Origin of the sequence: Micromonospora siamensis (genome assembly GCF_900090305.1) — a bacterium.
GTDB classification, from domain to species: Bacteria; Actinomycetota; Actinomycetes; order Mycobacteriales; family Micromonosporaceae; genus Micromonospora; species Micromonospora siamensis.
On the sequence record NZ_LT607751.1, the window covers coordinates 6,148,229 to 6,173,721 of the forward strand.

Genomic DNA, 25,493 nt, shown 5'->3' on the forward strand with positions numbered 1-25,493 from the left:
GCTCCACCGCGCAGAGCCGGCTGATTCGCTCGCTGCGCTCGCTCATGCCGCTCATCCTGCCCTGTGGCCCCGGCGCGCGCGACCACCACCCTGCGGATTGGACCGGTATCGTGGGCGCGGGGAGAACGACGCACCGGGAAGGGCCTACCGATGACCGCCGCGTTGGAGAGCGACCACCCGCCGGAGCGCGAGTGGACGACCGACGATCTGGACGCGCTGCCGGAGGACGGTCGCCGCCGTGAACTGCTCGATGGAGTGCTGCTCATGTCCCCCTCCCCCACCCGGATGCACCAGAGCATCGCCATGCTGCTCGGCGCCGCGCTCGATGAGGAGTGCCCCGACGGGTACGACGTGACCCAGGCCGTCGGGGTAAGGATCAACCGCACCCGCTACTTCGTCCCGGACGTGCTGGTCACCACCTCGACCGCCGCCGCCCGCGAGCCGTCCCGGTACGAGCCGCACGAGGTGGTGCTCGCCGTGGAGATCGTCTCGCCCAGCACCCGGTCCATCGACCGCGTCCTCAAGCCGGCGCTCTACGCTCAGGCCGGGATCCCGTTCTACTGGCGGATCGAGATCGAGGACGAGGGCATCGTCGTCCACACCTACAAGATCGATCCGGTGCACGAGATCTACGCGGAGACCGGGCGATGGACCAAGTTCGTCGACACCGGCGAGCCCTTCCCGGTGAACCTGCCGATCAGCCGGATCACGCCCCGCCGGGTGTGAGCGGCGGCAGCATCTCCACGCCCAGCTGCTGAAGGAGCTGGAACAGTTCGTTGACGCTCCACACGTCGGCGATCAGCCCGTCGGCGTCGAACCGCAGGAACGTCGCCCCCGACCAGCTCGCCACCTGACCGGTCGGCGGCACCGGCCCGAACTGCCCGGCCTGGGTGCCGGCGGCCCGCCAGCGCACCGCCACCCGGTCCGCCGAGGCCACCAGGTCCACGATCTTGTAGCGCAGGTCCGGGAAGGCCGCCCGCCGGTCCCGGTGCCAGGCCAGCGTCGCCGCCGGTCCGGTGCCGCCCAGCCCCGGGCAGCCCTCGGCGATCAGCTCGTACGCCGATTCCTCGCGCCCGCCGTTCCACACGTCGGCGACGAACCGCCGGGCCGCCACCTCGAGATCGGTCATCCGCGCAGCCTAGCCACGGACCCGGCGGTCCCGGGGAACGCGGCCGGCGGGAAGCGCCACTCGGCGGGCCGACCGGCGTCGGATCGGCCAAGATGGGTCGAGACGGCGGGGCGCGACGTGGGAGGGGCGGACGTGGACGAGAAGGCAGGCACGACCACCGGCGGCAAGTACGTCGAGCCGGGCGGCGAGTTCACCCGCGACCAGCGCTACATCGCCACCCGGATCACCGCCGACGCCCGGGACGGCTGGCCGGTCGAACCGGGCCGCTACCGGCTCGCGGTCAGCCGGGCCTGCCCCTGGGCAAACCGCCTGATCATCGTCCGGCGCCTGCTCGGACTGGAGGACGCCATCTCGATGGCGGTCGCCGGGCCCACCCACGACGCCCGGAGCTGGACCTTCGACCTGGACCCGGACGGGCGGGACCCGGTGCTCGGCATCGAGCGGCTCCAGGAGGCGTACTTCAGGCGCTTCCCCGGCTACGAGCGCGGCATCACCGTGCCGGCGCTGGTGGACGTGCCGACCGGCCAGGTGGTCACCAACGACTACGCGCGGATGAGCCTGGACCTGTCGACGGAGTGGACGGCGTACCACCGCGAGGGGGCGCCGGACCTCTACCCGGAGCCACTGCGCGACGAGATCGACGAGCTCAACGCGGTGGTCTTCGCCGACGTGAACAACGGCGTCTACCGGTGCGGGTTCGCCGGCAGCCAGGAGGCGTACGACAAGGCGTACCACCGGCTCTTCGACCGGCTGGACTGGCTGACCGAGCGGCTGTCCGGGCAGCGGTACCTGGTCGGCGACACGATCACCGAGGCGGACGTGCGGCTCTTCACCACGCTGGTCCGCTTCGACCCGGTCTACCACGGCCACTTCAAGTGCAACCGGCAGAAGCTGTCCGAGATGCCGGTGCTGTGGGCGTACGCGCGGGACCTGTTCACCACGCCCGGCTTCGGGGACACCATCGACTTCGACCACATCAAGCGGCACTACTACGAGGTGCACCGGGACATCAACCCGACCGGGGTGGTGCCGCTCGGCCCCGACCTGTCGAACTGGCTGACCCCGCACGACCGGGAGGCACTGGGCGGCCGCCCCTTCGGCAACGGCACTCCCCCGCCGCCCCCACCCCCCACGGAGCGGGTGGACCCCGCCCACACCCCCCTGGCCTGAGCCCGACGGGAGGGCGTTACTTCGGGGGAGATGCTGCCTCCGGTGTGCGGGAGGGGACATCTTCCCCGAAGTTTTCGCTGTCAGAGGGCTACGCGGACGGCGGCCGTGAGGACGAGCTGCCCTAGGGAGACGGGGACGAGGATCAGCCAGCAGAGGCGTTGGAGCTGGTCCTCGCGCAGGCGCGGGTAACTCACCCGCAGCCAGATGATCACGAACGACACGGCGAAGACCTTGACCAGGGTCCAGAGCCAGCCGAGCTGCGCGTCGGCGAACGGGCCCTGCCAGCCGCCGAGGAAGAGCACGGTGGTCAGCGCCGCGATCACCACGATGCCGACGTACTCGGCGAGTAGGAAGAACGCGAAGCGCAGACCGGTGTACTCGGTCATGTACCCGAAGACCAGCTCCGAGTCGGCGACCGGCATGTCGAACGGCGGGCGGCGGATCTCGGCCAGCCCGGCCAGGAAGAAGACGATCATCGCGGGCGCCTGCCAGAGCAGCCACCAGGGCCGCCACGCCTCGACGATCCCGGACAGGCTCAGCGTCCCCGCCGCCATCGCCACCGAGGCGGCGGCGAGCACCAGCGGCAACTCGTAGCCGAGCAGCTGGGCCGCCCCACGCAGCCCGCCGAGCAGGCTGTATTTGTTCGCCGACGCCCAGGCCGACATCAGCACCGCCACCACACCCACGCCGACCACGGCGAGCACGAAGAACAGGCCGATGTCGAGCGGCTGGCCGACCAGGTCACCCGGACCGAGCGGGATCACCAGCAGGGCGAGCAGGTAGGGCACCAGCGCCACCACCGGGGCCAACCGGAACACCGCCCGGTCCGCCTCGCGCGGGGTGACGTCCTCCTTCTGCACGAACTTCACCCCGTCGGCGACGAGCTGCGCCCAGCCGTGGAAGCCGCCCGCGTACATCGGGCCGAGCCGGCCCTGCATGTGCGCCATCACCTTGTGCTCGGCCTGGCCGACGATCAGCGGCAGGGTGAGGAAGGCGACCAGCACCCCTCCGACCCGGAGCACCAGCTCCAACCAGAGCGGCATCAGTCCGTCCCTCCGTCGCGGTCGCGGTCCCGGTCGGCCCGCTCGGTGGCCGCCGGTCCCGCCGCGGCCGGTCGGTCGGCCGGCGGGCCGGAGCGCGCCGGACCGTCGCCGGGACCGCCGGTGGCGCCCGGCAACGGCCCGCCTGCCGTTTCGGCCGCGTCCGCAGCCGGGCCGCCCACCGCATCACCCGGGCCGCCGGCCGGGCTGGCCGCCGGACCGCTCGTCGGGGTCACCGCCGCGTCAGCCGGACCGCCGGCCGGGCTGGCCGCCGGACCGCTCGTCGGGGACGCCGACCCGTCAGCCGGACCGTTCGCCGGGGGCGCGGCCGGATCGACCGGCGCCGGGCCGTCGGCCCCGCCGGCGCGCCCGGGCGTACGTCCCGGACGGGCGCCCGGTGCGGGCCGGGCGGGCCGCTCCCGGGCCGGACGGGCGGGGACACCGCCGCGCGGCCCCTCCCCGACGCCGCCGGCACCGGCCGGGGTGGGCGTGGTGCCCCACTCCCCCGGCGCGGGCACCCCCGGCGGGCGGACCGGCCGCCGACCGCCACCGGCCTCCGACTCGCCCGGTTCCTTGGCGCCCGGCCACGGCTTGGCCACCCGGGAGGCGAGCACGAACTCCTTGCGCAGCGGATTTCCCTCGAACTCCGGCGGCAGCAGCAGCGGACGCAGCTCACCGTGCCCGGCGAAGTCGATGCCGAACATCTCGTGCGTCTCGCGCTCGTGCCAGGCCGCCCCGGGGTAGACCGCCACCACCGAGGCGACGGCCGGCGTCGCGCGGGGGATCCGGGTGCGGACCAGGACGCCGTGCCGGTGGGTGGTGGACCAGAGGTGGGCCACCACGTCGAAGCCGTCGGCCAGCTCGTCCACCGCGGAGAGCCAGTCGAAGAAGTCGCAGGCCAGCTCCGCGTCGTCCCGGGCCGCGCGGAGCGCGTCGGCCCAGGCGGCGGCCGGCACGTCGACGGTTGCCCGGGCGTACGCCTGGCCGCCGGAGAGCGACGCGGTGACCTCGACGGGCGCGAGCAGCGTCGCCAGCCGCCGGCCGACCTCTTCCGGAGTCATGCCGCTGATCCTATGGCCACACCCCGACGCCCCACCCGCGTGCCGGCCGCGCCCCTGCTTTCAGCTTTGCCGAGCGGACGGCGCGGTGGCGGGGAAAGATGAGGGCCGTGCGCGCTGTGACTGTGACCCCCGGTGTCCCCAACTCGCTGCGCCTCGCGCACGACCATCCGGAGCCCCCCACCGACGAGGGGGCGATCCTGGTCGAGGCGCTCGCGGTGGGCATCTGCGGCACCGACCACGAGATCATCGCCGGCGACTACGGCGAGGCCCCGCCCGGCACCCGGGAGCTGGTGCTCGGGCACGAGGCGCTGGGGCGGGTGCTGGAGGACCCGACCGGCACCCTCCAGAAGGGCGACCTGGTCGCCGGCATCGTCCGGCACCCCGACCCGGTGCCCTGCCCGAACTGCGCCGTCGGGGAGTGGGACATGTGCCGCAACGGGCGGTACACCGAGCACGGGATCAAGGCGCTGCCCGGTTTCGCCCGGGACCGCTGGCGGGTGCAGCCCAGGTTCGCCATCGGCCTGGACCCGGTCCTCGCCCCGGTCGGCATGCTGCTGGAACCGGCCAGCGTGGTGGCGAAGGCGTGGGACCACATCGAGCGGATCGGCAGCCGGGCCGAGTGGCAGCCGCAGACCGTCCTGGTCACCGGCGCCGGCCCGATCGGCCTACTGGCCGCCCTCCTCGCCGCGCAGCGCGGCCTCTCCGTGCACGTGCTCGACCTGGCCACCAGCGGACCGAAACCGGAGCTGGTCGCCGCGCTGGGCGCCACCTACCACTCGTCCCCGGTGGGGCAGCTGGACTTCGAACCGGACGTGGTGGTCGAGTGCACCGGCGCGCCGTCGGTGGTGCTCGACGCCATGTGCAAGGCCGGCCCGGCCGGCATCGTCTGCCTGACCGGGGTGTCCAGCGGCGGCCGGACCATCGACTTCGACGCCGGGGCGCTCAACCGCGAGCTGGTGCTGGAGAACAATGTCGTCTTCGGCTCGGTGAACGCCAACCGCCGGCACTGGGACCTGGCCGCGGAGGCGCTGGCCCGGGCCGACCAGGACTGGCTCAACTCGCTGATCACCCGGCGGTTGCCGGTGGAGGCGTACGCCGACGCGTACGCCGCCGGGCCGGACGACATCAAGGTGGTGCTGGACTTCCAGCTCTGAGCGGGACCGGTCAGATCCCGGGCAGCCGGCCGTTGCGGAACAGGTCGACGAAGAGCTGGTGGTCGTGCCGGGCCCGCGCCCCGTACGCGTGGGCGAAGTCCACCAGGAAGGTCACGAAGCCCTCCTCGTCGGCGCCGACGGCGGCCACGATCGACTCCTCGGTGGAGTAGTCGACCAGGTCGTGGCTGGACTCGTCGTCGGCCACCGAGTGCATCCGGGCCACCGCCCGGCCCAGGTGCGACAGCACCCCGGCCAGCTCCGCCGGCTCGTCCACGTCCGCCCAGTCCAGGTCGGCCGCGTACGGGGAGACCTCGGCGACGAGCTGCCCCACCCCGTCCAGCTCGGTGAAGCCCAGCCACGGGTCGGCGTACGCCTGGAGGGCCCGCTGCGACTCGGCCGTGCGGTGCCCCTGGTGCCGGAAGTAGCCGCGGACCCGCTCGTCGTCGACGTGCCGCGCGACGGCCGGCACCTGGGCCTGCTTCATGTAGAGGACGACGTCGTTCTCCAGCGCCTGGGTGTGCCCCTCCAGAAGGAGGTTGTACGACGGCAGCCCGGCCGAGCCGATGCCCACTCCCTTGCGCAGCACCACGTCCTTGATCTGGGCCTCCACCGGGCGCAGCTTCCGCGCCGCCTCGGGCCGGGTCTCCAGGTAGTCCTGGTAGGCGGCGCAGACCTTCGCCCGGACGGCGTCGTCGACCTCGAAGACCCCCTCCCGGCGGGAGAACCGGCGGTCGTAGTCGTCGATGGTGGTCTGCGCGGCGAGCAGGTCCACCCGGGTGTTCAGCCGGGCCCGCTGGAGCACCTGGAGCAGCACCCCGTCGGCGGTGTCCAGGGTGATCGAACCGATCGCGTCGTCCCCGCCGGCGGCGATGCCCCGCAGCTCCGCCAGGTACGACCGGGCGAAGGTGCCCACCAGCTCGCTGATCGTGTCGTCGGAGAGCGCCTTGGCGTAGCCGAGCAGGGCCACGCTGGCGGCGAAGCGGCGCAGGTCCCAGGAGAACGGCCCGACGTACGCCTCGTCGAAGTCGTTGACGTTGAACACCAGCTGGCCGGAGGCGTTCATGTAGGTGCCGAAGTTCTCCGCGTGCAGGTCACCGTGGATCCAGACCCGGCTGGTCCGCTCGTCGAGATAGCGGTCGTCGGCGAAGTCGCCGAGCTGGTCGGCGTAGAACAGCGAGGCGCTGCCCCGGTAGAAGGCGAACGGCGACGCCGCCATCTTGCGGAACTTGCGGCGGAACGCCGCCGGGTCGCGCGTCATCGACTCGCCGAACTCGTCGACGAGGACGCGGACGATGTGCTCGGACCGCCGGTCCGCGGAGTCGCTCATGAAGCGCAGGCTAGTTCCCCCCGGCCACCTGCGGGGCTCCTCCGACCGGGCGGCCCGGTCAGGGGGCGGGTGGGCGGACCGGGGGCGCGGTCAGCGACGCCACCGACCGGGCGGCGGGGGCCGGCGGGTCCACCGGCGGGGCCAGCGCGTCCGGGCGGGACACCCCGCCGAGGCCGGACTGCTCGGCGGCGATCTTCTCCTGGAGGCGCAGGATGCCGTGCAGCAGCGCCTCGGGCCGGGGAGGGCAGCCCGGCACGTAGACGTCGACCGGGATGAGCTGGTCGACGCCCTTGGTCACCGAGTACGAGTCCCAGTACGGGCCGCCGCAGTTGGAGCAGGCGCCGAAGGAGATGACGTACTTCGGCTCGGGCATCTGGTCGTAGAGCCGTTTGATCGCCGGGGCCATCTTGTCGGTGACCGTGCCGGAGACCACCATCAGGTCGGCCTGTCGGGGGCCGTGGGCGAACGGGATCACCCCGAGCCGGATGAAGTCGTGCCGGCCCATGCTGGTGGCGATGAACTCGATCGCGCAGCACGCCAGGCCGAAGTTGAACACCCAGAGCGAGTAGCGACGGCCCCAGTTGAGGACGAACTTGATCGGCTCGCCGAGCACTGCCGGCAACTGCACCTCGCGCCCCCTCAGCTCTGCCTGCGACCGACAGTCAACCACAGGGCCACGGCGGCCACCGGCGCAACCGGTGGCCGGAGCCCGGCGACCCGGCACCGTCGGCTTTCCGACCATGATCCGCTGCAACCCCGCGCCACATCGATGCGTGGTACCGGCGTGCCCTGGCGGAGGCCGGGCACGCAACGGGGAGGACGAGGTGACGGTGACCAGGGAACCGGGGCTCGACGAGCCGCCACCAGACACGACGACGGTCGGCTCGGGTGGCGGCGACCGGGACGGGGTGGACTTCGACCAGCTCTACCACGCGCACTTCCGCTCGCTGACCGTCCAGCTCACCGCGTACTGCGGCGACCTCGCGCAGGCGCAGGACCTGGTCCAGGAGGCGTTCTGCCGGGCTTTCGCCCGCTGGTCCAAGGTTTCCCGGTACGACGATCCGGTGGCCTGGGTGCGCCGGGTGGCCTGGAACCTCGCCTCCAGCCGGTGGCGGCGGCTGCGTACCGCCCAGTCCTTCCTGCGCCGGCAGCGCGAGGAGCACGTCCCCGGGCCCGGCCCGGACCGGGTGGCGCTGGACGCGGCCCTGGCCCAACTGCCCCCGAACCACCGCCGCGCGGTGGTGCTGCACTACCTGGCGGATCTCTCGGTCAGCCAGATCGCCGCCCAGGAGGACGTCGCCGAGGGCACGGTCAAGTCCTGGCTGCACCGGGGACGAGCGGCGCTGGCGTCCCAGCTCACCGCGACGAGTGAGGTGAACCACCGTGATTGATCCCGAGGACCTGCTGGTCGGCGCGACGCTCGCCGGCTACCGGGAAGCGGTCGTCCCGGCGGTCCGGCCGGCTGGGCCGGGCGCCGTGCGTACCACCGTCCGCCGGCGTCGCCGCCGCACGGCCGTGGTCACCGCCGCGGCGGTGGTGCTCGCGGTGGCCCTACCCGTCGCCGGGCGGGCGGCGTTGGACCGAGATCCCGCCCCACCGGTGCCCGGCCCGGCCCGGACGGTGGAACCGTCACCGTCGGCCTCCCCGGCGGGTCTTCCGTCGCCGACCGCGTCACCGACTGCGTCGGTCACCGCGACGGGTACGCCCACGCCCACCGCATCGGCGGAGCCGGCCAGCAGCGCGAGCACATCACCGGCCGCGCCGGACGGCCGGTTCAGCAAGGCCCAGCTGCTCGCCACGAAGGTGGACCTGCCGCCCTGGGGGGAACAGTGTGCCGCGAAGGGTCCGGTGCGGCTGTTCGCCTCGGCGCCGGACGATCTCGGCCAGCCGTTCCTCATCTCGCTGAGCCACGGGGACGTGGACGGCGACGGCGCCGAGGAGACGGTGGTCCGGGTCGGCTGCCAGTACGGTGAGGCCGCCGGAAAGCAGGTGGTGGCCCTCGACCGGGACGCCGCCGGCCGGATCGTCACTCTCGGCCAGGTGGTCCGCACGGAGGAGGGGCAGCGCGACCTGCTGGAGCACGAGGTCACCTCCGCCGGCTCGGTCCGGGTCCGGGTGGCCGACATCCAGCCCTGCTGCGACACCCCGACCTACCTGGCGCGGGACCAGTGGCGGACGTACCGGTGGTCGGGCGGGAAGTTCACGCAGACCGGCGGGCCGACCGGGTTCGGGCCGGACGAACGGCTCACCGACCTCACCCTGACCGGCGGGGAGCTAGTGCTGGGCACCCCGGGGCCGGACGGGAAACGGACCGGTTCACTCAGCCTCACGGTCACCAACAAGGGCCCGGTCGACGTGGCGCAGCTAGGCTTCATCAATCTGGAGCTGGTGGGCGAGCGGGCCGGCGGGGACTTCGACCAGTGCCGCTCCCTGCCGGAGGTCGGGCCGTACTGGGCGTCCTGCGTGGTGGCCGGGCTGCGGGCCGGTGAGCGGCGCGACTTCACGTTCACCTTCGTGGTCGACGGTTCGGCTCCGGCGGTGGTGCAGGGGGTCCGGGTCGATCACTACGACGGGCAGAACCGGGGCTGGCCGGACCTCACCCCGGCGGGCAACGCGACCGAGGTCCGGGCCGTCAGTTGAGCTACCAGGTCGGACGTTGGAGCAGTCCGACGAACTCCACCAGCAGCCGCTCGCGCAGCGCGACCGGCGCGGCGTCGAGCAGGGTGTTCACCACCGCCATCCGCGTCGGCACCGGACCGGCCGCCGGGTCGCCGCCGGCCAGGCCGAGCCCGGCGGCCAGCCCGGCGACCAGTTCCGGGGTGAGCGCCGCCGGGGTCAGCGTCCCGACCAGCGCCAGCAGGTCGTCGGGGAGCCGGACCGGGCCGGCCGCCCGGGCCGCGGCCACCGCGTCGGCCAGGTCGGGGCCGAACTCGGCCACCCGGGGGGCCACCGCCGCGGTCACCGTCAGGTGCACGCTGGCCGGCAGGCCGGCGTACGACAGCTGGGGCTGGGTGTGCCAGCCGCGGGCGGCCAGCTCGTCGACCAGTACGAAGAGGTCCAGCCCGGGGTCGTCGTCACCGGTCAGGCAGACCACTGTGGACTCCGGCTCGGCCATCAGCCGCAGCCCGTCGGTGCGCCGGACCGCGTCGGCCAGCCCGGCCACCGCGTCCCGGGTGGCCGCCGCCAGCCGCAGGTAGCCGTCCTCCCCGAGGTGCCGCAGGGTGGCGTACGCGCCGGCGATCGGGCCGCCGGAGCGGGTGGAGGCGATCACCGGGTTGACCATCGTGTAGCCGGGCCAGTCGGCGTACCCGAAGTACTGCGGGGCGCGCAGCGCGGCGTCCCGGTGCAGCAGCACCGACACCCCCTTCGGCGCGTACGCGTACTTGTGCAGGTCCACCGAGATCGAGGTGACCCCGTCGACGGTGAAGTCGAAGGGCGGCACCGGCGCGCCGAGGCGGCGCAGCCAGGGCAGCGCCCAGCCGCCGAAGCAGGCGTCGACGTGGCAGCGCACCCCGGCCGCCGCCGCCACCGCCGCGATCTCCGCGACCGGGTCGACCACGCCGTGCGCGTACGAGGGGGCGGAGCAGGCGACCAGCACGGTCTGCGGCCGGATCGCGGCGGCCACCGCGTCGGCCGAGGGGCGCAGCGTCGCCGGGTCGACCGGCACCTGGTCGAGCGTCACCCGCAGGTAGTGCGCGGCCTTGGCGAAGGCGGCGTGCCCGCTGACCGGGACCAGGATCCGCGGCTCGGTCAGCTCGGGCCGGGCGTCCCGCGCGGCCTTGACGGCGAGGATCAGCGACTCGGTGCCACCGCCGGTGACGCTGCCCACGACGTCCGGCGCGGCGCTGCCCGGGCCGCCGCCGAGCAGCCGGGCTGCCGCCGCCACCAGCGCGTTCTCCATCGCCAGCAGGGATGGGAAGGCGGTCGGGTCGAGGCCGTTGACGTGGGCGCACTCGGCGTACGCGGCCTGGGCCAGCTCGTCCAGGCCGGCGACCCCGGGGTCGTAGACGTAGGCGAAGAGCCGGCCGCCGTGGGTGGGCCGGTCGGCGGCCCGCAGCGCGCGGATCTCGTCGAGCACCCGCGCGGCGGGCAGCCCCTCGGCGGGCAGCGGGCCCGTGGACACCGGATCGGTCATCAGGCTCGGGTCTTCCTCTCGGGACGGTCCGCCGGGCCGGTGGCGGCGGGATCGGCCGGGCCGGCGGCGGCGGGATCGGCCGGGCCGGCGGGCGTCGGATGGGCCGGGGGCAGGCGGTAGCCGCGCAGCAGCAGCACCGGCGCGGCGACCAGCACGGCCGGCAGGACGGTGAAGCCGAGCAGGACGCCGAGCCGGGCGGTCGCCGACTGCGCCGCGGCCTGGCCGGTCGAGGAGGAGACGTAGCCGCTGAGCTGGAGCACCAGCCCGTACAGGCCGGGGCCCAGGGCCAGCCCGAAGGTCTCCCCGGCGGTCCACAGCCCGGTGAGGACGCCGGCCTGCCGCCGGCCGGTGCGCGCGGTGTCGTACGCGATGCAGTCGGGAAGCATGGCCAGCGCGAAGACCTGCTGGCCGGCGTACCCGACGCCGATCAGCGCGACCACCGCATAGGTCGCGGCGGCCGGCAGCGCCGGCGCGGCCACCAGGGCCAGCGCGCCGGCCGCGAAGAGCAGCGACGCGGCGACCAGCGCGGCCCGCTTCCCGGCTCGGGCGCCGACCCGGACCCAGACCGGCATGACCAGCAGCGCCGGGCCGACGAAACAGGCGAAGAGCAGGGTCGGCGCGGTCTCCGGGTCGCGCAGTACCTGGCCGGCGAAGTAGGCCACCCCGGCCAGGACGGTCGCCACCCCGGCGGACTGCACCACGAAGCAGAGCAGCAAAAGCCGGAACGGCCGGTTGCCGGCGGCCACCGCGAGCTGCGCCCGCAGGCTGGGTTCGCTCTCCCCCACCGCGCCGGCCGCCGCCGACCGGGTGCCGAGGAAGGCGCCGACCGTGCCGGCCACGATCAGCGCGGCCACGAAGACGCCCATCCAGCGGTGCCCGACCAGGCCGCCGCCGGCCGCGGTCACCACGGCCGGGGCCACCGCCCCGGAGACCAGGATGGCCAGTGCCAGCACCGCGATCCGCCAGCTCATCATCCGGGTACGCTCCGCCGGGTCGCCGGTCAGCTCGGCGGGCATCGCCACGTACGGCACCTGGAAGAAGGCGAACGCGGTCGCGGTGGCCAGGAACGCCACCGCCACGTACGCCCCGGCGGCCGGCCCGGCGCCGAAGGGCGCGGCGAAGATGGCGGCGAAGAGCACCGCGAGGGCCAGCCCGCCGCCGAGCAGGTACGGCCGGCGCGGCCCCCAGCGGGAGCGGGTCCGGTCGGAGATCCGCCCGGCGACGGGATTGACCAGCACGTCCCACGCCTTCGGCAGGAGCACCAGCAGGGCGGCCGTCCCGGCGGCGACGCCGAGGGTGTCGGTGAGGTACGGCAGCAGCAGCAACCCGGGCACGGTGCCGAACGCCCCGGTGACCAGCGAGCCGGTGGCGTAGCCGACGTGCACCCGCCGGGGCAGCGGCCCGGCCAGCCCCGACGAGTCCATGGTCACGAATGCTACTCATATTGTGCGGCCGGTCACACCCTCCGCCCGGCGGTCACCGGTTCAGCCCGGCTCGGGGCTCCAGCCCGCCCGGGGCATGTCCACCCGGTCGCCCCGCAACGGGCAGCCCTCGGCGAGCAGCCGGGCCCGGGCCTCCCGCTCGTGCCCCGGCGGCAGCCGGCCCGCCGAGTTCACCACCCGGTGCCAGGGCACTCCGCCACCGTGCCGGGCCATGATCGAACCGACCAGCCGGGCGGACGCCCGTCCCGAGCGGTCGGCCAGCGCGTCGGCGATCGCCCCGTACGACATCACCCGGCCCGGTGGGATCCGCTCGACCAGCTCCAGCACCGCCTCGACGTACTCGTCAGGTCTCACGAGCTGCCAGAGTATGGGAACGGCGGCGGGCCCGGTGGGACCGAGCGCGCAGAATGGTCGGGTGCGCGAACCAGTCACCTCGGCCCGGCGGATCGTCGTGAAGATCGGCTCGTCCTCGCTGACCACGGCGCAGGGCGGGCTCGACGACGCGCGGGTGGACGCGCTGGTCGACGCGCTCGGCGGTCTCGCCGCCGACGGCCGGGAGGTGGTACTGGTCTCCTCCGGCGCGATCGCCGCCGGGCTCGCCCCGCTCGGGCTGTCCCGCCGCCCGCGCGACCTGGCCACCCAGCAGGCCGCCGCCAGCGTCGGCCAGGGCCTGCTGATCGGCCGGTACGCCGCCGCCTTCGCCCGGCACGGGCGCACCGTCGGGCAGGTGCTGCTCACCGTCGACGACGTGACCCGACGGGCGCACTACCGCAACGCGTACCGGACCCTGCGCAAGCTGCTCGACCTGCGGGCGGTACCGATCGTCAACGAGAACGACACGGTGGCCACCGAGGAGATCCGGTTCGGTGACAACGACCGGTTGGCCGCGCTGGTCGCCGCCCTCGTCGACGCCGACCTGCTGGTGCTCCTCTCCGACGTGGACGCGCTCTGGACCGGTGACCCGACCCGGCCGGGCAGCACCCGCATCGCCGAGGTGCACGGCGACGGAGACCTGACCGGCGTCGACATCGGCGGCACCGGCCGGGCCGGGGTCGGCACCGGCGGCATGGTCACCAAGGTCGAGGCCGCCCGGATCGCCACCGGCTTCGGCATCCCGGTGGTGCTCACCGCCGCCCCGCTGGCCGGCGACGCCCTGGCCGGCAGGCCGGTCGGCACGTTCTTCCACCCGAGCAGCCGACGGCCGGCGGCCCGGCTCTTCTGGCTGGCGCACGCCACCGCCCCCCGCGGTCGGCTGCACCTCGACCCGGGGGCCGTGCAGGCGGTGGTGGGCCGGCGCAAGTCGCTGCTGCCCGCCGGGATCACCGCCGTGGACGGCGCGTTCACCGCCGGCGACCCGGTCGACCTGGTCGACACCCACGGCGCGCCGGTCGCCCGGGGACTGGTCAACTACGACGCGGTGGAGCTGCCCGGGCTGCTCGGCCGCTCCACCGGAGAACTCGCCGCGGCGCTCGGCCCGGCGTACGAGCGCGAGGTCGTCCACCGCGACGACCTGGTCCTGCTGTGAGCCCGACCGCCGAAGGAGTACCCGAGATGAGCGTGACCGAGCAGGCCCGGGCGGCCCGGGAGGCGGCGAACGAACTGGCCGTCGCCCCGCGTACGGTCAAGGACGCGGCGCTGCACGCGATGGCCGACGCGCTGGTGGCGCGTACCCCGGAGATCCTGACCGCGAACGCCGCGGACCTGGCGGCCGGGCGCAACGCCGGGCTGACCGCGGCCGTGCTGGACCGGCTCGCCCTCGACGCGGGGCGGGTGGCCGGCATCGCCGAGGCGCTGCGCCAGATGGCCGCGCTGCCCGACCCGGTCGGCGAGGTGGTCCGCGGCTCGACCCTGCCCAACGGCCTGGAACTGCGGCAGGTCCGGGTGCCGTTCGGGGTGGTCGGCATCATCTACGAGGCGCGGCCCAACGTGACCGTGGACGCCGCCGGCATCTGCCTGAAGTCCGGTAACGCGGCGCTGCTGCGCGGCTCCTCCTCGGCGGCGCACTCCAACGCCGCCCTGGTCGCGGTGCTCCGCGACGCGGTGGCCTCGGCGGGGCTGCCGGCCGACGCGGTACAGCTGCTCGACGCCACCTCGCGGGATTCGGTCAAGGAGCTGATGCGCGCCCGGGGCCTGGTGGACGTGCTGATTCCCCGCGGGGGCGCGTCGCTGATCCGGACCGTGGTCGAGGAGTCGACGGTGCCGGTGATCGAGACCGGGGTGGGCAACTGCCACGTCTACGTCGACGCCACCGCCGACGTGGCCAAGGCGGTGGCGATCACCCTGAACGCCAAGACCCAGCGCCTGAGCACCTGCAACACCGCCGAGTCGCTGCTGGTCCACGCGGACGTCGCGGACGCCTTTCTGCCGGCGGTGCTGGCCGCGTTCGCCGACGCGGGGGTGACCGTGCACGGCTCCCCCGAGGTGGCGGCGTGGTCCGCCGCGGTGGTCCCGGCCACCGAGGAGGACTTCGCCACCGAATACCTCTCCGCCGACATCTCCGTCGCCGTGGTCGACTCGCTGGACGCGGCGGTCGCCCACATCCGCCGGTACGGCACCGGGCACACCGAGGCCATCGTCACCGACTCCCAGGCGGCGGCCCGGGAGTTCGTCGCCCGGGTCGACGCGGCGGCGGTGATGGTGAACGCCTCCACCCGGTTCACCGACGGCGGCGAGTTCGGCTTCGGCGCCGAGATCGGCATCTCCACCCAGAAGCTGCACGCCCGCGGCCCGATGGGCCTCCCCGAACTGACCAGCACCAAGTACGTCGTAACCGGCGACGCCCACCTCCGCTGACCCGCTCGGTCCGCGCGGGGCGCGGGCGCGGGGCGGCGCGGGGTCAGCGGCGGGGGTGGGGGCGGCAGGCGCGGATCGCCGTGAGGGTGGTGTGCACGTCGAAGCGGTGGCCGTCGTCGCTGTCCCAGCCGCCGTCGCTGCGCTGGGTCTCCGCGAGTCGCCGGCGGGCCGCCGCCAGCACCCACTCCTCGTCGCCGAGGTCGATCCGGCGCAGCGTGGCGGCCAGCCAGGCGACGTTCGACGGGGAGAGCCGCGGGATCCGCTCGGTCAGCACCATCTGGATCCGGGCCGACTCGTAGTACAGCTGCTGGCGGTGCAGCACGGCCGCGCTCAGCCAGCCGGTGGCCAGGAAGGACGGCCAGCTCCCGTCCGGGGCGAGCTGCGCGGCGAGCAGCTGCGCCGCGGTCCGCAGCACCTCGGCGTACGGGCCGGCGGGCTGGTCGTACCGGCCGGCGGGGGTGCCGACGCTGAGCCAGAAGGCGGCGCCGGCGGTCAGGTAGAGGCGGGCCTCCGGGTCGCCCGGTCGGGCCCATTCCGGTGCGGCGTCGGCGAGTCGCTGGTCCTCGTCCCAGCCACCGTCGGGGAGCTGCCGCGCGGCCAGCCAGTCCAGTGCCCGCCGGGCGGCCGGGCGGCCGAGGGCGCCCAGGTCGTCCAGCTCGGCCAGGCGGAAGCAGGTGGCGTCGATCGAGGCGATGCCGGCGTCGACCAGGGCCGGCCAGCCGCCCTCCGCGGCCTGTCCCGCCTCGGCGGACTCCAGCAGTTCCTCCGGTACCGGCGCGCCGGTACGCAGATGGGAGAGCCGGCCGCGTTCCACCGGATCTCCGTGCGCCACGACATAGCCGATGGCGGCGTCCAAGTCGACCACGGCGGACACGCTACCGGCGCAAACGTGATTCCGCCTCGGCGAGTCGGCCGGGTTGCCGCGCTCTGGTGGTGACACGCGGAACGGCCCTCCCGATCCCGGGAGGGCCGTTCCGGTGCGACGGTCAGTACGTTGGCAGCGACGGGTCGATCTGCTTGACCCAGGAGAGCACCCCGCCCTGGACGTGCACGGCGTCGGAGAAGCCGGCCGCCTTCAGCGCGGCCAGCGCCTCGGCGGAGCGTACGCCGGACTTGCAGTGCAGCACGATCTGCTTGTCCTGCGGGAGCTTCGACAGCGCCTCACCGGAGAGGATCTCGCCCTTGGGGATCAGGTGCGAGCCCGGGATCCGGACGATCTCGTACTCGGCCGGCTCGCGGACGTCGACCAGGAAGATGTCCTTGTCGGCGTCCTGCCACTCCTTGAGCTCGGAGGCGGTGATGGTCGAGTCGACCGTCGCCTCCTGGGCCTCGACGGAGACCGCGCCGCAGAAGTCCTCGTAGTCCTCCAGCAGGTCGGTCACGGTCGGGTTCTCGCCGCAGAGCGCGCAGTTCGGGTCCTTACGGACCTTGATCTTGCGGTATTCCATCTCCAGGGCGTCGTAGACCATCAGCCGGCCGACCAGCGGCTCGCCGATCCCGGTGAGCAACTTGATCGCCTCGTTGACCTGGATCGACCCGATCGACGCGCAGAGCACGCCGAGCACGCCGCCCTCGGCGCAGGACGGGACCATGCCGGGCGGCGGGGGCTCCGGGTAGAGGCAGCGGTAGCAGGGCCCGTGCTCGGCCCAGAACACCGACGCCTGGCCGTCGAACCGGTAGATCGACCCCCAGACGTACGGCTTGCCGAGCAGCACCGCGGCGTCGTTGACCATGTACCGGGTGGCGAAGTTGTCGGTGCCGTCGACGATCAGGTCGTACCGGGAGAAGATCTCCCGGACGTTCTCCCGGTCCAGCGCGGTGTTGTGGATCTCCACGTTGACCAGCGGGTTGATCTCGCGGATCGAGGCGGCGGCGGACTCGGCCTTGGACCGGCCGACGTCGGAGACGCCGTGGATGATCTGCCGCTGGAGGTTGGACTCGTCGACGGTGTCGAAGTCGATGATGCCCAGGGTGCCCACGCCGGCGGCGGCGAGGTACATCAGGGCGGGTGAGCCGAGACCACCGGCGCCGACGCAGAGCACCCGGGCGTTCTTCAGCCGCTTCTGCCCCTCGACTCCGACGTCCGGGATGATCAGGTGGCGGGAGTAGCGGCGGATCTCGTCAACGGTCAGCTCGGCGGCGGGTTCGACGAGCGGGGGCAACGACACGGTGGACTCCCCGGGATCGGCGGTGGGACCGCGCCATTGTCGCTCGCTCCGGCGGCCGTTGGCCATGAGGAGGGACACGTCGCCCGACATGCGGGAGCGGGAATAACTCAGACGCCGTCGAGCGGTTCGCCCGCGTACCGCTTCCCGTCGAGGTAGGGCCAGGCGTTGGCCACGCAGCCGTCGAGGCCGTACGTCTGCTGCTGCATCACCGGCGCTGGCCGGCCGGGGCCGGGGCAGCCCTCGTGCAGCTCGCCGAACTGGTGCCCCACCTCGTGGTTGATCACGTACGTCCGGTAGACGGCCAGCGGCGCACCGTAGTCCGGGACGGCGTCCATCCAGCGGGCCAGGTTGAGGATCACCCGTCCGGGCAGCCGGCACGAGGTGTAGCCCTCGGTCCGCAGGCCGCCCTCGGCGCACATCCGCTCGGAGGTGTCCGGGGTGGCCAGGTAGATGGTGAAGTCGGCCGCCTCGGGGTCGGCCACCCGCTGCACCCGCAGCCCGCCGGAGGCGATCCAGCTGCGCGGGTCGCCCAGCACCTCGTCCACCTCGGCGGCGAACGCGTCGGGGTCCTGGCCGACGCCGCGTTCGACGGCCACCCGGTAGCGGCGAAGCGGCCCGTCGGCGCCCTGCACCGGCGAGTCGCCGCCGGCCGCCACGAACTCGCCGGAGCCGGCGCGGGGATAGCCGGCCGGCCGCTGCCGCTCGCCCGCACCCTCGCCGGCCACCACGGGGGCGGGGCCGGCGACCGCGGGCGGGTCGGCGTGGTCGCCGCCGAGGCCGTCCCCGGTCACCCCGGCCACGGCGGCGGCGCCGAGCAGGGTCAGCCCGATCAGCGCGGTACGACGCCGACGGCGGCGCATCCGGACCCGGCGACGCAGGACGTACGGGTTGGGCGGGTCGGGCCGGACGGCCGGGCCCTGAGGGGACACGGGTGGCATGGCATCAGGATGCCAGGCAATTCGGGCAAATATCCCGGTTTACGTCAAATTCCTCAGACCGGTGGTCCGGCGTACCGCCGCCCGGCCCGGTACGGCCACGGATTCGACCGGCAGCCGTCCAGGAAGAGCGTCTGCTGCTGCATCACCGGCGCCGGCCGCCCCGGGCCGGGGCAGCGCTCGTGCCCGTGCCCCAACTGGTGGCCGACCTCGTGGTTCACCACGTACAACCGGTACTCCACCAGCGGCACGCCGGCCGCCACGAAGTGCGGCACCGAGGTCCGCCACCGGTCCAGGTTCAGGATCACCTTTCCCCGGGTCCGGCAGGACGTGTACGGCCGGCCACCCATCCGGATGTCCACCCCGCCGGCGGCGCAGAGCCGCCCCGCCGTACCCGCGGTGGCCAGGTAGATCGTGAAGTCCGCCCGGGAGCCCCGACCCACCCGCTGCAACCGCAGGCCGCCGTCCACCCAGCTCCCCGGCCCGGTCAGCGCGACCTGCACCGCCCCCGCGAACGCGTGCACGTCCTCGCCCGAGCCGGCCTCCACCGCCACCCGGAACCGGCGCAGCGGCCCGGTACGCCCGAGCACCGGACCCGGCCGCTCCTCGTAGCCGAAGACACCGCGCCCCGACGCCGGCACCGGACCGGGCAACCGCAGCACCGGGCCCGACGCGGCCGGGCGTGCCGTCGGGGTGCCCGAGGCGGACGGGATCGGGCTGGTCTCGAACGGCACCGCGACGGCCGGGCCGACCGCCGGGGTCGGCGACCCGGTCGGCGGCAGCGCCGTGGCCGTACCGGCGACCGGCCGGTCCATCGCCACCGCGACACCGCCACCCACCAGGACGGTCAGCGCGACGGCGGCGACGAGCAGGGCCCGCCGCCAGCGGCCGTTCGGGCCGGAGACGGAGAAGCGGCCGACCGGATCACGGTCAGGGGCCGCTGACCGCGGGGCGGTCTCGGCCCCGCGGCGCAGGAGATTCGGGGACATCCCGGTCAGCCTGCCATGTCCGGCCGGATTCCGGCGAACTCCGTTTCGGTGAGCAGACCCAGCACGGCGCGGGCCACCAACCGGGGCACCTCCAGCTGGGCGACGTGCCCCACCCCGTCCAGCATCAACAGTCGACTGTCCGGGATCACCCGGGCCGTCTGCGGCGCCACCCGCACGTCGACCAGCCGGTCGCGCAGGCCCCCCACCACCAGCGTCGGCGCCCGCACCGCCGCCGCGATCCGCCACAGCGACCCCGGCCCTGGCAGGTACGCGCGCAGGAAACTGGAGACGATGCCGCGGAACGTGCGGACGTACGCGGCCGCGTAGTGGGTCGCCTCGTAGCGGATCAGGATCTCCTCCAGCACCTCCTGCCGCCGTTGCTCGCTGACCCGGGTCGCGTCCGCCACGCACGCCTCGATCACCTGCTGGGCCATCACCTCCGGCGCGATCTGCGCCAGCCGCCAGGCGGCCAGCCGCTCGCCCCGGGGCACCGCCAGCAGCGGCAGCATCCGGCCCTGCAACGACCGGCGCGGGTCGAGGAACGGCAGCGCCGGCGAGATCAGGGTGAGCGTCCGCACCAGGTCGGGCCGCAACCCCGCCACGTGCACGGTGACCGCCCCGCCGAGCGAGTTGCCGAACAGGTGCACCGGCCCGCGCCCGGAGTGCTCGATCCAGCGGACCACCCGGTCGGCGAAGGCCGGGATGGTGTAGCGCCGGCCGGGCTCGCTGCGGCCGAACCCGGGCAGGTCGATGGCCTGCCCGTCGAGGCGGTCGGCCAGCAGGCCGGCCAGGTCCGTCCAGTTCTGCGACGAGCCACCCAGGCCGTGCACGTAGAGCGCCGGCTCCGCGCCGGGTCGGGTGGCCGGGGTGTCCCGGACGTACGTCATCGTCCCGTCGAGCTGGACCTCCCGGCCCGGCCACGGTGGCGGGAGGTGATGCGCGGGGAGGAGGTGGTCCGGCTCCAGGGTGGCGCGCTTCATGCCCTCAAGTCTGCCCTGCAACGGTCAGGACAGCAGCGCCTCGAGCCGCCGGTTGACCGCGGCCAGGGTGGCGCGTACCACCGCCTGCCGGGGGTCACCGGCTACCAGCGCCGACCCGGCCAGCTGCTCCACCCAGCCGTCGCAGACCAGCAGCACCACGACGGTGGCCACCTCGCAATTGCCGAACGGCACCACCGCCGCGTGCTCCACGAAGCACCGCCCGCGGCCGGACGGGTGCTCCGCCCCGCGCAGCAGCTCGTCCACCGCCGCTGCGGCGGCCACCGCGCAGAGCCGCAGCACGTACCCGTCCACGGCCGGGCCGGTGGAGTGCCCCTCGGCGGTCTCGTCGCCGGCGATCAGGCGTACCTCCACCGTGGCGTCCAGCCCGAACGTGCTGACCTGCACGTGGTCGATCACCACCCGCGGACCGGGCACGCCGCCGGTGTCCAGCGGCCGGGAGGGCGCCGTCTCCGTCGTGGTCATCTGACCGCCGGAGTACGAGGCGCCCACCGTGACCGGGCTGCCGGTGCTGCCCGCGGAGACCGCGGCGACCGCGTCCTCCACCGTGGCCCGGCCCCGGTGCGGGTTGTTCGGCCGGCGGCGGCGCGGCGGCGCGGAGACCGGCTCGGCGAGCGGTGCGGAGACCGGCGCGACCTCGGCGGGATCGGCCTCCGGCGCGGTCCGGGCACCGGCGGGCGCGGCCGGCTCGGCGGACCGCCCGACCGGCTCGGCCTGATCCTCACCCACCCGCCGGGCGATCGACTCGGCCCGTTCCTCGGCGGAGCGCCACAGCGTCGGTGCGCTCGCCTCGTCGACGGGACGGCCGGCCACCGGGCCGCTCGGGTCCGCCGCCGACCGGCGGGTCGCCCGCTCGGCCGGATCCTCGGTCGGCCGGCGGGTCGACGAGTCGCCCTCCTCCACCGAGCGGCGGGCGGCGGGACGGCCGGCCGGGTCGCCCGGGTCCTCGGCGGCCCGCCGGGCGGCGTACCGCTCGACGCTCTGCGCGCGGGCGCCCGCCCACCGGTCGGCGTTCGACTCGGCGGACCGGGCACGGCCCGCGTCCGCGCGCGGCTCGGCGGACCGGCGGCGGACCGGCGGCGGACCGGCCGGGGCGTCGGGCAGGTTCTGCGGGGCGGCGGCCAGGCCCATCCGCTCCTGGAGCAACCGGGCCACGTGCCGGCTCACCTCGGCCGGGTCGGCGCCGTCGGCCAGGTCCAGCCGCAGGCTGTGCGCCCCGGCCGGGGTACGCCGCAGCGCCGCGTCCCGGACCCCGGCCACCTCGCGTACGGCGTCCAGGATGGCGTTGACGTCGAAGCCCTCGGGACGGTCCCGCAGTGGCGCGGGCTCGTCGTCGCGGCGGAGATGGGTGGCGATACGGGCGAGTTCCGGGGTTTCGGCGGACGGTTCCACGGCTGGCGGCTCCGGCACGACGGGCACGTCCGGTTCCGCGGGTACGCGCTGCGGCAGCACCGCCGTGGTCGGCTCCGGGCTCGACTCGTCCGCCACCGCCTGCGCTGCGGGGACCGGCTCGGGGGCGGACCGGCGGGCGGCGTAGGGCGGCGCGCTCGTCGGGGTGGACGCGGTGGGGGGGTGTTCCGGGCCGGGCGGGCCGCTCGTGGCGGGCGCGGCGGCGGTGGGCGCGGGGCCGGCGGGATCGGGGCCGGCGGGCGGGGCGGTGACGGGTTCGTCGGCGATCGGCCGCAAGCGGAACGGGCGTACCGTCCGGTCCTCGGCAGCGGCACCGGCCTCCGCGGCGACCGGCGGGGCGCTGGCCGGGATCGGCACGGAGCGGGCCCAGGCGGGGCGGTCCACGGCCGCGGCGGCGGGCCGGCCGGCGGGCGCCTCGGTCGGCGGGCGTCCCGGCTCCTCGGCCCGGCGCGCCTCGTACGGTCGGTCCGGCTCGGCCCGCACCGGCTCATAGGACGCCGCCGGCTCGGTCCGCACCGGCTCGTACGGCAGTGCCGGCTCGGCCCGCACGGCCTCGTACGGGCGGTCCGGGCCGGCGCGCAGCGACTCGGGGCCGGTGGCGTCCGGTCCGGCGGACTCCGGACGGCCCAGGCGCGCCGCCCGAGCCTCGTCCTCGCGCGACCATGGCTCCTCACGCGACCACGGTGGCGGGGCCCAGCCCCCAGCCCAGCTCGGGCGGTTCCAGCTCGGGCCCACCCACTCCGGCTCCTCGCGCGGGCGGGCCGGCAGGGAGTCGGGGCGGTTCGACCCGGCGTCGGGACGACCCGCCTCGGGCGGAAAACGGTCGGCCCAGGTGGACGGCTCGGTGGCCGGCTCGACGGGCCGGTCGGCGGAGGAACCGGACGCCCAGGTGGTCGGCTCGGTTTCCGCGTCGGCGGAGGATCCGGACGCCCAGGCGGGCGGCTCGGTGGCCGCCTCGGCGGGGCGCTCGACGGTCGGTGCGTGGAAGCCGGGCGGCACCTCGAAGCCGGAGGCGGTGGTGCCCACCGGTGGCACCTGCACGGCCGGCGGCGCCGAGGACGGCACGATGCCCTCACCCCGACGGGCGGCTCGGGTCACCGGCGGCTCCCCCGAGGAGTGCCGCGCCGCGCCGCCGGACGGGTCGGCCTGCTGTTCCACGGTCGGCGCGGGGCGCTGCGCCGGCACGACCAGCCGGTCGCCGTCACCGTCGCCGGCCCGGTACCCGCCAGGCTCCCGGCCGAGGTCAACCTCCGGGTATCCGCCGGACTCCCGGTGCGGGCCGGGTTCCCGGGAGAAGCCGGAGTCCCCGGCGAAACCGGGCTCCCGGGCAAAGCCGGAGTCTCCGGTGAAGCCGGGCTCGCGGGGCAAACCAGAGTCCCCCGGAAAGCCGGGCCCCCGGGGAAAGCTCGGGTCGCCGGTGAAGCCGGGGTCGCGAGGAAAGTCGGCGTCCCGGGGAAAGCCCGCCTCCCGGTACGGCTCGGCGGCGTCCCGGGGGCCGACTCCCGGGACGGGCGGGGCGCTGACCGGTGCGGGTCGGGTGGTGGGGAGCTCTTCGGCGGTGCCGAAGCCGTTGAGGTGCGGCCGGCCGTTCACCCGGGCGGACGGGCTCTGCTCGGACTGTGCCGGCAGCGGCGCGGGCAGGTCACCGTGGCGCGGTGACGAGGCGGCCCAGCCACCCGCCGGATCGGCCTGCCGCCAGGGCGGCGCCGGCTCCGTCGGCCGGGAGAGGCCACCGCTGCGGGACCAGCCGGCGGTCGGGGGCTCCCACCCGCTGACCGGGCGGGCCAGGTCGTCCTGCCGGCCCGTGCCGTCGCCCTGCTCTCCCGGGGTGGGGGCTCCGGGTTGCCCTGATTCACTCACCGCGCGCTCCTTGGTAGCCCCCGCTGAGGCTACCGTGTGGTGACAGTGGCGATAAGTTACAGCGGCGGGCCAATTCCGCGACGGGTCAACCGACCCGGACCGGTTCGGGTGAAATGCCGGCTCGTACGAAGAAACTCGGAGGTTCCCATGACCGCTGTGGGGAACGGTGCACAGACCGCCGGCCGGCCCACCCGACTGCCCCGCTCGGCACGTCGCAAGCAGCTGCTCGCGGCGGCCCAGGAGGTGTTCGTCGCCCAGGGCTACCACGCCGCGGCGATGGACGACATCGCGGAACGGGCCGGTGTCTCCAAGCCGGTGCTCTACCAGCACTTCCCGGGAAAGATGGACCTCTACCTGGCGCTGCTGGACACGCACTGCGACGCGATCGTGGCCAAGGTGCACGACGCGATGAAGGGCACCAACGACAACAAGGAGCGGGTCGGCGCCTCCGTGCAGGCGTACTTCGACTTCGTCGACCACGAGAGCGAGGCGTTCCGGCTGGTCTTCGAGTCGGACCTGCGCAACGACCCGGCGGTGCGCCAGCGCGTGGAGCGGGTCGAGCAGGGCTGCATCGCGGCGATCACCGACACCATCATCTCGGACACCGGGGTGAGCCGGTCGCACGCCGAGCTGCTCGCCTCCGGCCTGGTGGGTGCGGCGGAGACGGCCGCCCAGTTCTGGCTGGCCGGCGGCCGGCAGGTGCCGAAGGCGGAGGCGGAGGCGCTGGTCGCGGCCCTGTCCTGGCGCGGCATCGCCAGCTTCCCGCTGCAAGGTGAGTCAGCCTGAACATCCCGCCCCGAGATCGGATAGCCTTTCCGACGGCGGCACTTTCGCCCGGATGAGGAGGCACAGTGGAGGTCAAGATCGGCGTCCAGTACGCGCCGCGTGAGCTGGTCCTGGAGAGCGCGCAGTCGCCGGCCGAGATCGAGCAGATCGTGACCGACGCCATGGCCAAGAGCGAGGGGACGCTGTCCCTGACCGACGAGAAGGGCCGACGGGTGATCGTTCCCGTCGCCAAGGTCGCCTACGTCGAGATCGCCGAGGCGTCCCCGCGGTCGGTCGGGTTCACCGTCCGCTGACCCGGTCCGGCTTCCGCGGCGGCACCGCCGTCGCGGGCCGGGCCCCGGGCTCCGGCCCCTGCGCAGCACCGGCTCCGGGCCGCCCGCCCCGAACCGTTCGGGCGGGCTCAGTTGTTCAGGCCGACGGCCGTCATCCGCGCGGTGTGGTCCGCGGTGAGCCGGCGGAAGAGCCCCGGCACGTCCACCCCGTCCCGGGCGATCAGCGCGGTGAGCGCCCCACGGTCCGCGGCGGCGACCCGCCCCGCCTGGGAGAGCGCCTCCCCCACCAGCCGCCGCGCCCACATCGAGAGCCGGTTGGCCACCCTCGGGTCGGCGTCGATGGCGGCCCGGATCTCGGCCGCCGCGAACTCCGCGTAGTGCGAGTCGTGCAGCACCTCCCGGATCAGCTGCCGGTACGGGTCGTCGAGCCGGTCGGCGATCGCCCCCAGGAAGTCGTCGGTGATCGCGTCCCCGACGTACGCCTTGGTCACCGCCTCCAGCCAGTCCCGCGGCTCGGTCGAGTCGTGGTACGCCCGCAGCGCCTCGACGTAGGGCGCCATCGCCTCCTCGGGGCTCGCGCCGAGGGCGGTGAGCCAGTCGGCGAGCCGCCGGTAGTTGCCGATCTCGGCTGCGGCCAGCTCGCTGAGCGTGGCGCGTCGGCGCAGGTCGGGGGCGAGGCGGGCGTCGGCGGCCAGCCGGTCGAAGGCGACCAGCTCGCCGTACGCGACGAGGCCGAGCAGGTCGATGACGGCGTCGTCGGTCGAGGCGGGCACGGGGCGCACGTTACCGCCCATTCCGACCCGGTGCCGTCCCGGCGTGCCGGC

General features: G+C 74.9%; 23 protein-coding genes and 1 pseudogene. 9 read left to right on the forward strand and 15 right to left on the reverse strand.

Features of this window, described 5'->3' with window-relative positions; genetic code table 11:
• Positions 1-150 precede the first annotated feature (150 nt).
• Positions 151-726, forward strand: a complete 576-nt coding sequence (locus GA0074704_RS28205; RefSeq protein ID WP_088973274.1) for a Uma2 family endonuclease — start codon at positions 151-153, stop codon at positions 724-726.
• Here GA0074704_RS28205 and GA0074704_RS28210 read toward each other — a convergent pair.
• Positions 707-1,129: an ester cyclase gene (locus tag GA0074704_RS28210; RefSeq protein WP_088973275.1), complete on the reverse strand. Its 423-nt coding sequence runs from the start codon at positions 1,127-1,129 to the stop codon at positions 707-709. The two genes, GA0074704_RS28205 and GA0074704_RS28210, sit on opposite strands and share 20 nt — an antisense overlap.
• A 132-nt stretch (positions 1,130-1,261) precedes the next feature.
• Between GA0074704_RS28210 and GA0074704_RS28215 the strand changes: the two genes are divergently transcribed.
• Complete coding sequence (locus GA0074704_RS28215) at positions 1,262-2,299, forward strand: glutathione S-transferase family protein (protein WP_088973276.1); 1,038 nt, start codon at positions 1,262-1,264, stop codon at positions 2,297-2,299.
• Positions 2,300-2,379: 80 nt separating this feature from the next.
• Here the strand turns inward: GA0074704_RS28215 and GA0074704_RS28220 are convergent, their stop codons facing one another.
• Together GA0074704_RS28220 and GA0074704_RS29580 are read right to left on the reverse strand one after the other, a co-directional pair.
• A complete protein-coding gene (locus GA0074704_RS28220) occupies positions 2,380-3,342 on the reverse strand; it encodes a complex I subunit 1/NuoH family protein (RefSeq protein WP_088973277.1) in 963 nt (320 codons plus the stop codon).
• 461 nt (positions 3,343-3,803) lie between these two features.
• Positions 3,804-4,400: pseudogene (locus GA0074704_RS29580) on the reverse strand (NADH-quinone oxidoreductase subunit C); the annotation flags it as partial.
• A gap of 107 nt (positions 4,401-4,507) precedes the next feature.
• Here GA0074704_RS29580 and GA0074704_RS28230 point away from each other — a divergent pair.
• On the forward strand, positions 4,508-5,554 hold the full coding sequence (locus GA0074704_RS28230) for a glucose 1-dehydrogenase (RefSeq protein ID WP_172880828.1): 1,047 nt from the start codon (positions 4,508-4,510) through the stop codon (positions 5,552-5,554).
• Between the two features lie 10 nt (positions 5,555-5,564).
• On the opposite strand, the gene GA0074704_RS28235 is transcribed toward GA0074704_RS28230, so the two are convergent.
• Both GA0074704_RS28235 and GA0074704_RS28240 read right to left on the reverse strand, forming a co-directional pair.
• Complete coding sequence (locus GA0074704_RS28235; RefSeq protein WP_088973280.1) at positions 5,565-6,881, reverse strand: DUF2252 domain-containing protein; 1,317 nt, start codon at positions 6,879-6,881, stop codon at positions 5,565-5,567.
• Positions 6,882-6,939: 58 nt separating this feature from the next.
• On the reverse strand, positions 6,940-7,509 hold the full coding sequence (locus GA0074704_RS28240; RefSeq protein ID WP_088973281.1) for an NADH-quinone oxidoreductase subunit B: 570 nt from the start codon (positions 7,507-7,509) through the stop codon (positions 6,940-6,942).
• Between the two features lie 196 nt (positions 7,510-7,705).
• Here GA0074704_RS28240 and GA0074704_RS28245 point away from each other — a divergent pair, with 196 nt between their 5' ends.
• Together GA0074704_RS28245 and GA0074704_RS28250 are read left to right on the forward strand one after the other, a co-directional pair.
• A complete protein-coding gene (locus GA0074704_RS28245; RefSeq protein ID WP_088973282.1) occupies positions 7,706-8,272 on the forward strand; it encodes an RNA polymerase sigma factor in 567 nt (188 codons plus the stop codon).
• Positions 8,265-9,521, forward strand: coding sequence for a hypothetical protein (locus tag GA0074704_RS28250; RefSeq protein WP_088973283.1), 1,257 nt, complete (start codon positions 8,265-8,267; stop codon positions 9,519-9,521). The genes GA0074704_RS28245 and GA0074704_RS28250 overlap by 8 nt, the downstream gene beginning before the upstream one ends.
• A gap of 1 nt (position 9,522) precedes the next feature.
• On the opposite strand, the gene GA0074704_RS28255 is transcribed toward GA0074704_RS28250, so the two are convergent.
• The 3 genes from GA0074704_RS28255 to GA0074704_RS28265 are packed head-to-tail and all read right to left on the reverse strand — an operon-like array spanning position 9,523 to position 12,812.
• Entirely contained in the window at positions 9,523-11,016 is a 1,494-nt protein-coding gene (locus GA0074704_RS28255) for a pyridoxal phosphate-dependent decarboxylase family protein (RefSeq protein ID WP_088973284.1), read from the reverse strand.
• On the reverse strand, positions 11,016-12,440 hold the full coding sequence (locus tag GA0074704_RS28260; protein WP_088973285.1) for an MFS transporter: 1,425 nt from the start codon (positions 12,438-12,440) through the stop codon (positions 11,016-11,018). The genes GA0074704_RS28255 and GA0074704_RS28260 overlap by 1 nt, the downstream gene beginning before the upstream one ends.
• A gap of 60 nt (positions 12,441-12,500) precedes the next feature.
• The gene (locus GA0074704_RS28265) at positions 12,501-12,812 is read right to left on the reverse strand and encodes an MGMT family protein (RefSeq protein WP_088973286.1); all 312 of its coding nucleotides are present in this window, start codon (positions 12,810-12,812) and stop codon (positions 12,501-12,503) included.
• Between the two features lie 61 nt (positions 12,813-12,873).
• Between GA0074704_RS28265 and proB the strand changes: the two genes are divergently transcribed.
• Both proB and GA0074704_RS28275 read left to right on the forward strand, forming a co-directional pair.
• Entirely contained in the window at positions 12,874-13,983 is a 1,110-nt protein-coding gene (gene proB, locus GA0074704_RS28270; RefSeq protein WP_172880832.1) for a glutamate 5-kinase, read from the forward strand.
• A 26-nt stretch (positions 13,984-14,009) separates the two neighbouring features.
• Positions 14,010-15,251, forward strand: coding sequence for a glutamate-5-semialdehyde dehydrogenase (locus tag GA0074704_RS28275; protein WP_088973288.1), 1,242 nt, complete (start codon positions 14,010-14,012; stop codon positions 15,249-15,251).
• Between the two features lie 43 nt (positions 15,252-15,294).
• On the opposite strand, the gene GA0074704_RS28280 is transcribed toward GA0074704_RS28275, so the two are convergent.
• From GA0074704_RS28280 to GA0074704_RS29585, 6 genes are read right to left on the reverse strand one after another with little or no spacing between them, the layout of a single operon-like run.
• Positions 15,295-16,191, reverse strand: coding sequence for a prenyltransferase/squalene oxidase repeat-containing protein (locus tag GA0074704_RS28280; protein WP_088973289.1), 897 nt, complete (start codon positions 16,189-16,191; stop codon positions 15,295-15,297).
• A gap of 46 nt (positions 16,192-16,237) precedes the next feature.
• Complete coding sequence (gene moeZ / locus GA0074704_RS28285) at positions 16,238-17,485, reverse strand: adenylyltransferase/sulfurtransferase MoeZ (RefSeq protein WP_172881003.1); 1,248 nt, start codon at positions 17,483-17,485, stop codon at positions 16,238-16,240.
• A gap of 41 nt (positions 17,486-17,526) precedes the next feature.
• Positions 17,527-18,357, reverse strand: a complete 831-nt coding sequence (locus GA0074704_RS28290; protein ID WP_088973290.1) for a DUF3152 domain-containing protein — start codon at positions 18,355-18,357, stop codon at positions 17,527-17,529.
• A 53-nt stretch (positions 18,358-18,410) separates the two neighbouring features.
• Positions 18,411-19,343 (reverse strand): DUF3152 domain-containing protein, encoded by a 933-nt coding sequence (locus GA0074704_RS28295; RefSeq protein ID WP_088973291.1) that lies wholly within the window; start codon positions 19,341-19,343, stop codon positions 18,411-18,413.
• A 5-nt stretch (positions 19,344-19,348) separates the two neighbouring features.
• Positions 19,349-20,323: an alpha/beta fold hydrolase gene (locus GA0074704_RS28300; RefSeq protein ID WP_088973292.1), complete on the reverse strand. Its 975-nt coding sequence runs from the start codon at positions 20,321-20,323 to the stop codon at positions 19,349-19,351.
• A gap of 24 nt (positions 20,324-20,347) precedes the next feature.
• Positions 20,348-23,611 carry a hypothetical protein gene (locus GA0074704_RS29585; RefSeq protein WP_377472007.1) on the reverse strand — a complete coding sequence of 1,088 codons (3,264 nt, stop codon included), beginning with the start codon at positions 23,609-23,611 and terminating at the stop codon, positions 20,348-20,350.
• A 147-nt stretch (positions 23,612-23,758) separates the two neighbouring features.
• Between GA0074704_RS29585 and GA0074704_RS28310 the strand changes: the two genes are divergently transcribed.
• Both GA0074704_RS28310 and GA0074704_RS28315 read left to right on the forward strand, forming a co-directional pair.
• Positions 23,759-24,397, forward strand: coding sequence for a TetR/AcrR family transcriptional regulator (locus GA0074704_RS28310; protein WP_088973293.1), 639 nt, complete (start codon positions 23,759-23,761; stop codon positions 24,395-24,397).
• 65 nt (positions 24,398-24,462) lie between these two features.
• Positions 24,463-24,690, forward strand: coding sequence for a DUF3107 domain-containing protein (locus tag GA0074704_RS28315; RefSeq protein WP_088973294.1), 228 nt, complete (start codon positions 24,463-24,465; stop codon positions 24,688-24,690).
• A gap of 107 nt (positions 24,691-24,797) precedes the next feature.
• On the opposite strand, the gene GA0074704_RS28320 is transcribed toward GA0074704_RS28315, so the two are convergent.
• Positions 24,798-25,442: a ferritin-like fold-containing protein gene (locus GA0074704_RS28320; RefSeq protein ID WP_231926703.1), complete on the reverse strand. Its 645-nt coding sequence runs from the start codon at positions 25,440-25,442 to the stop codon at positions 24,798-24,800.
• Positions 25,443-25,493: the final 51 nt, after the last annotated feature.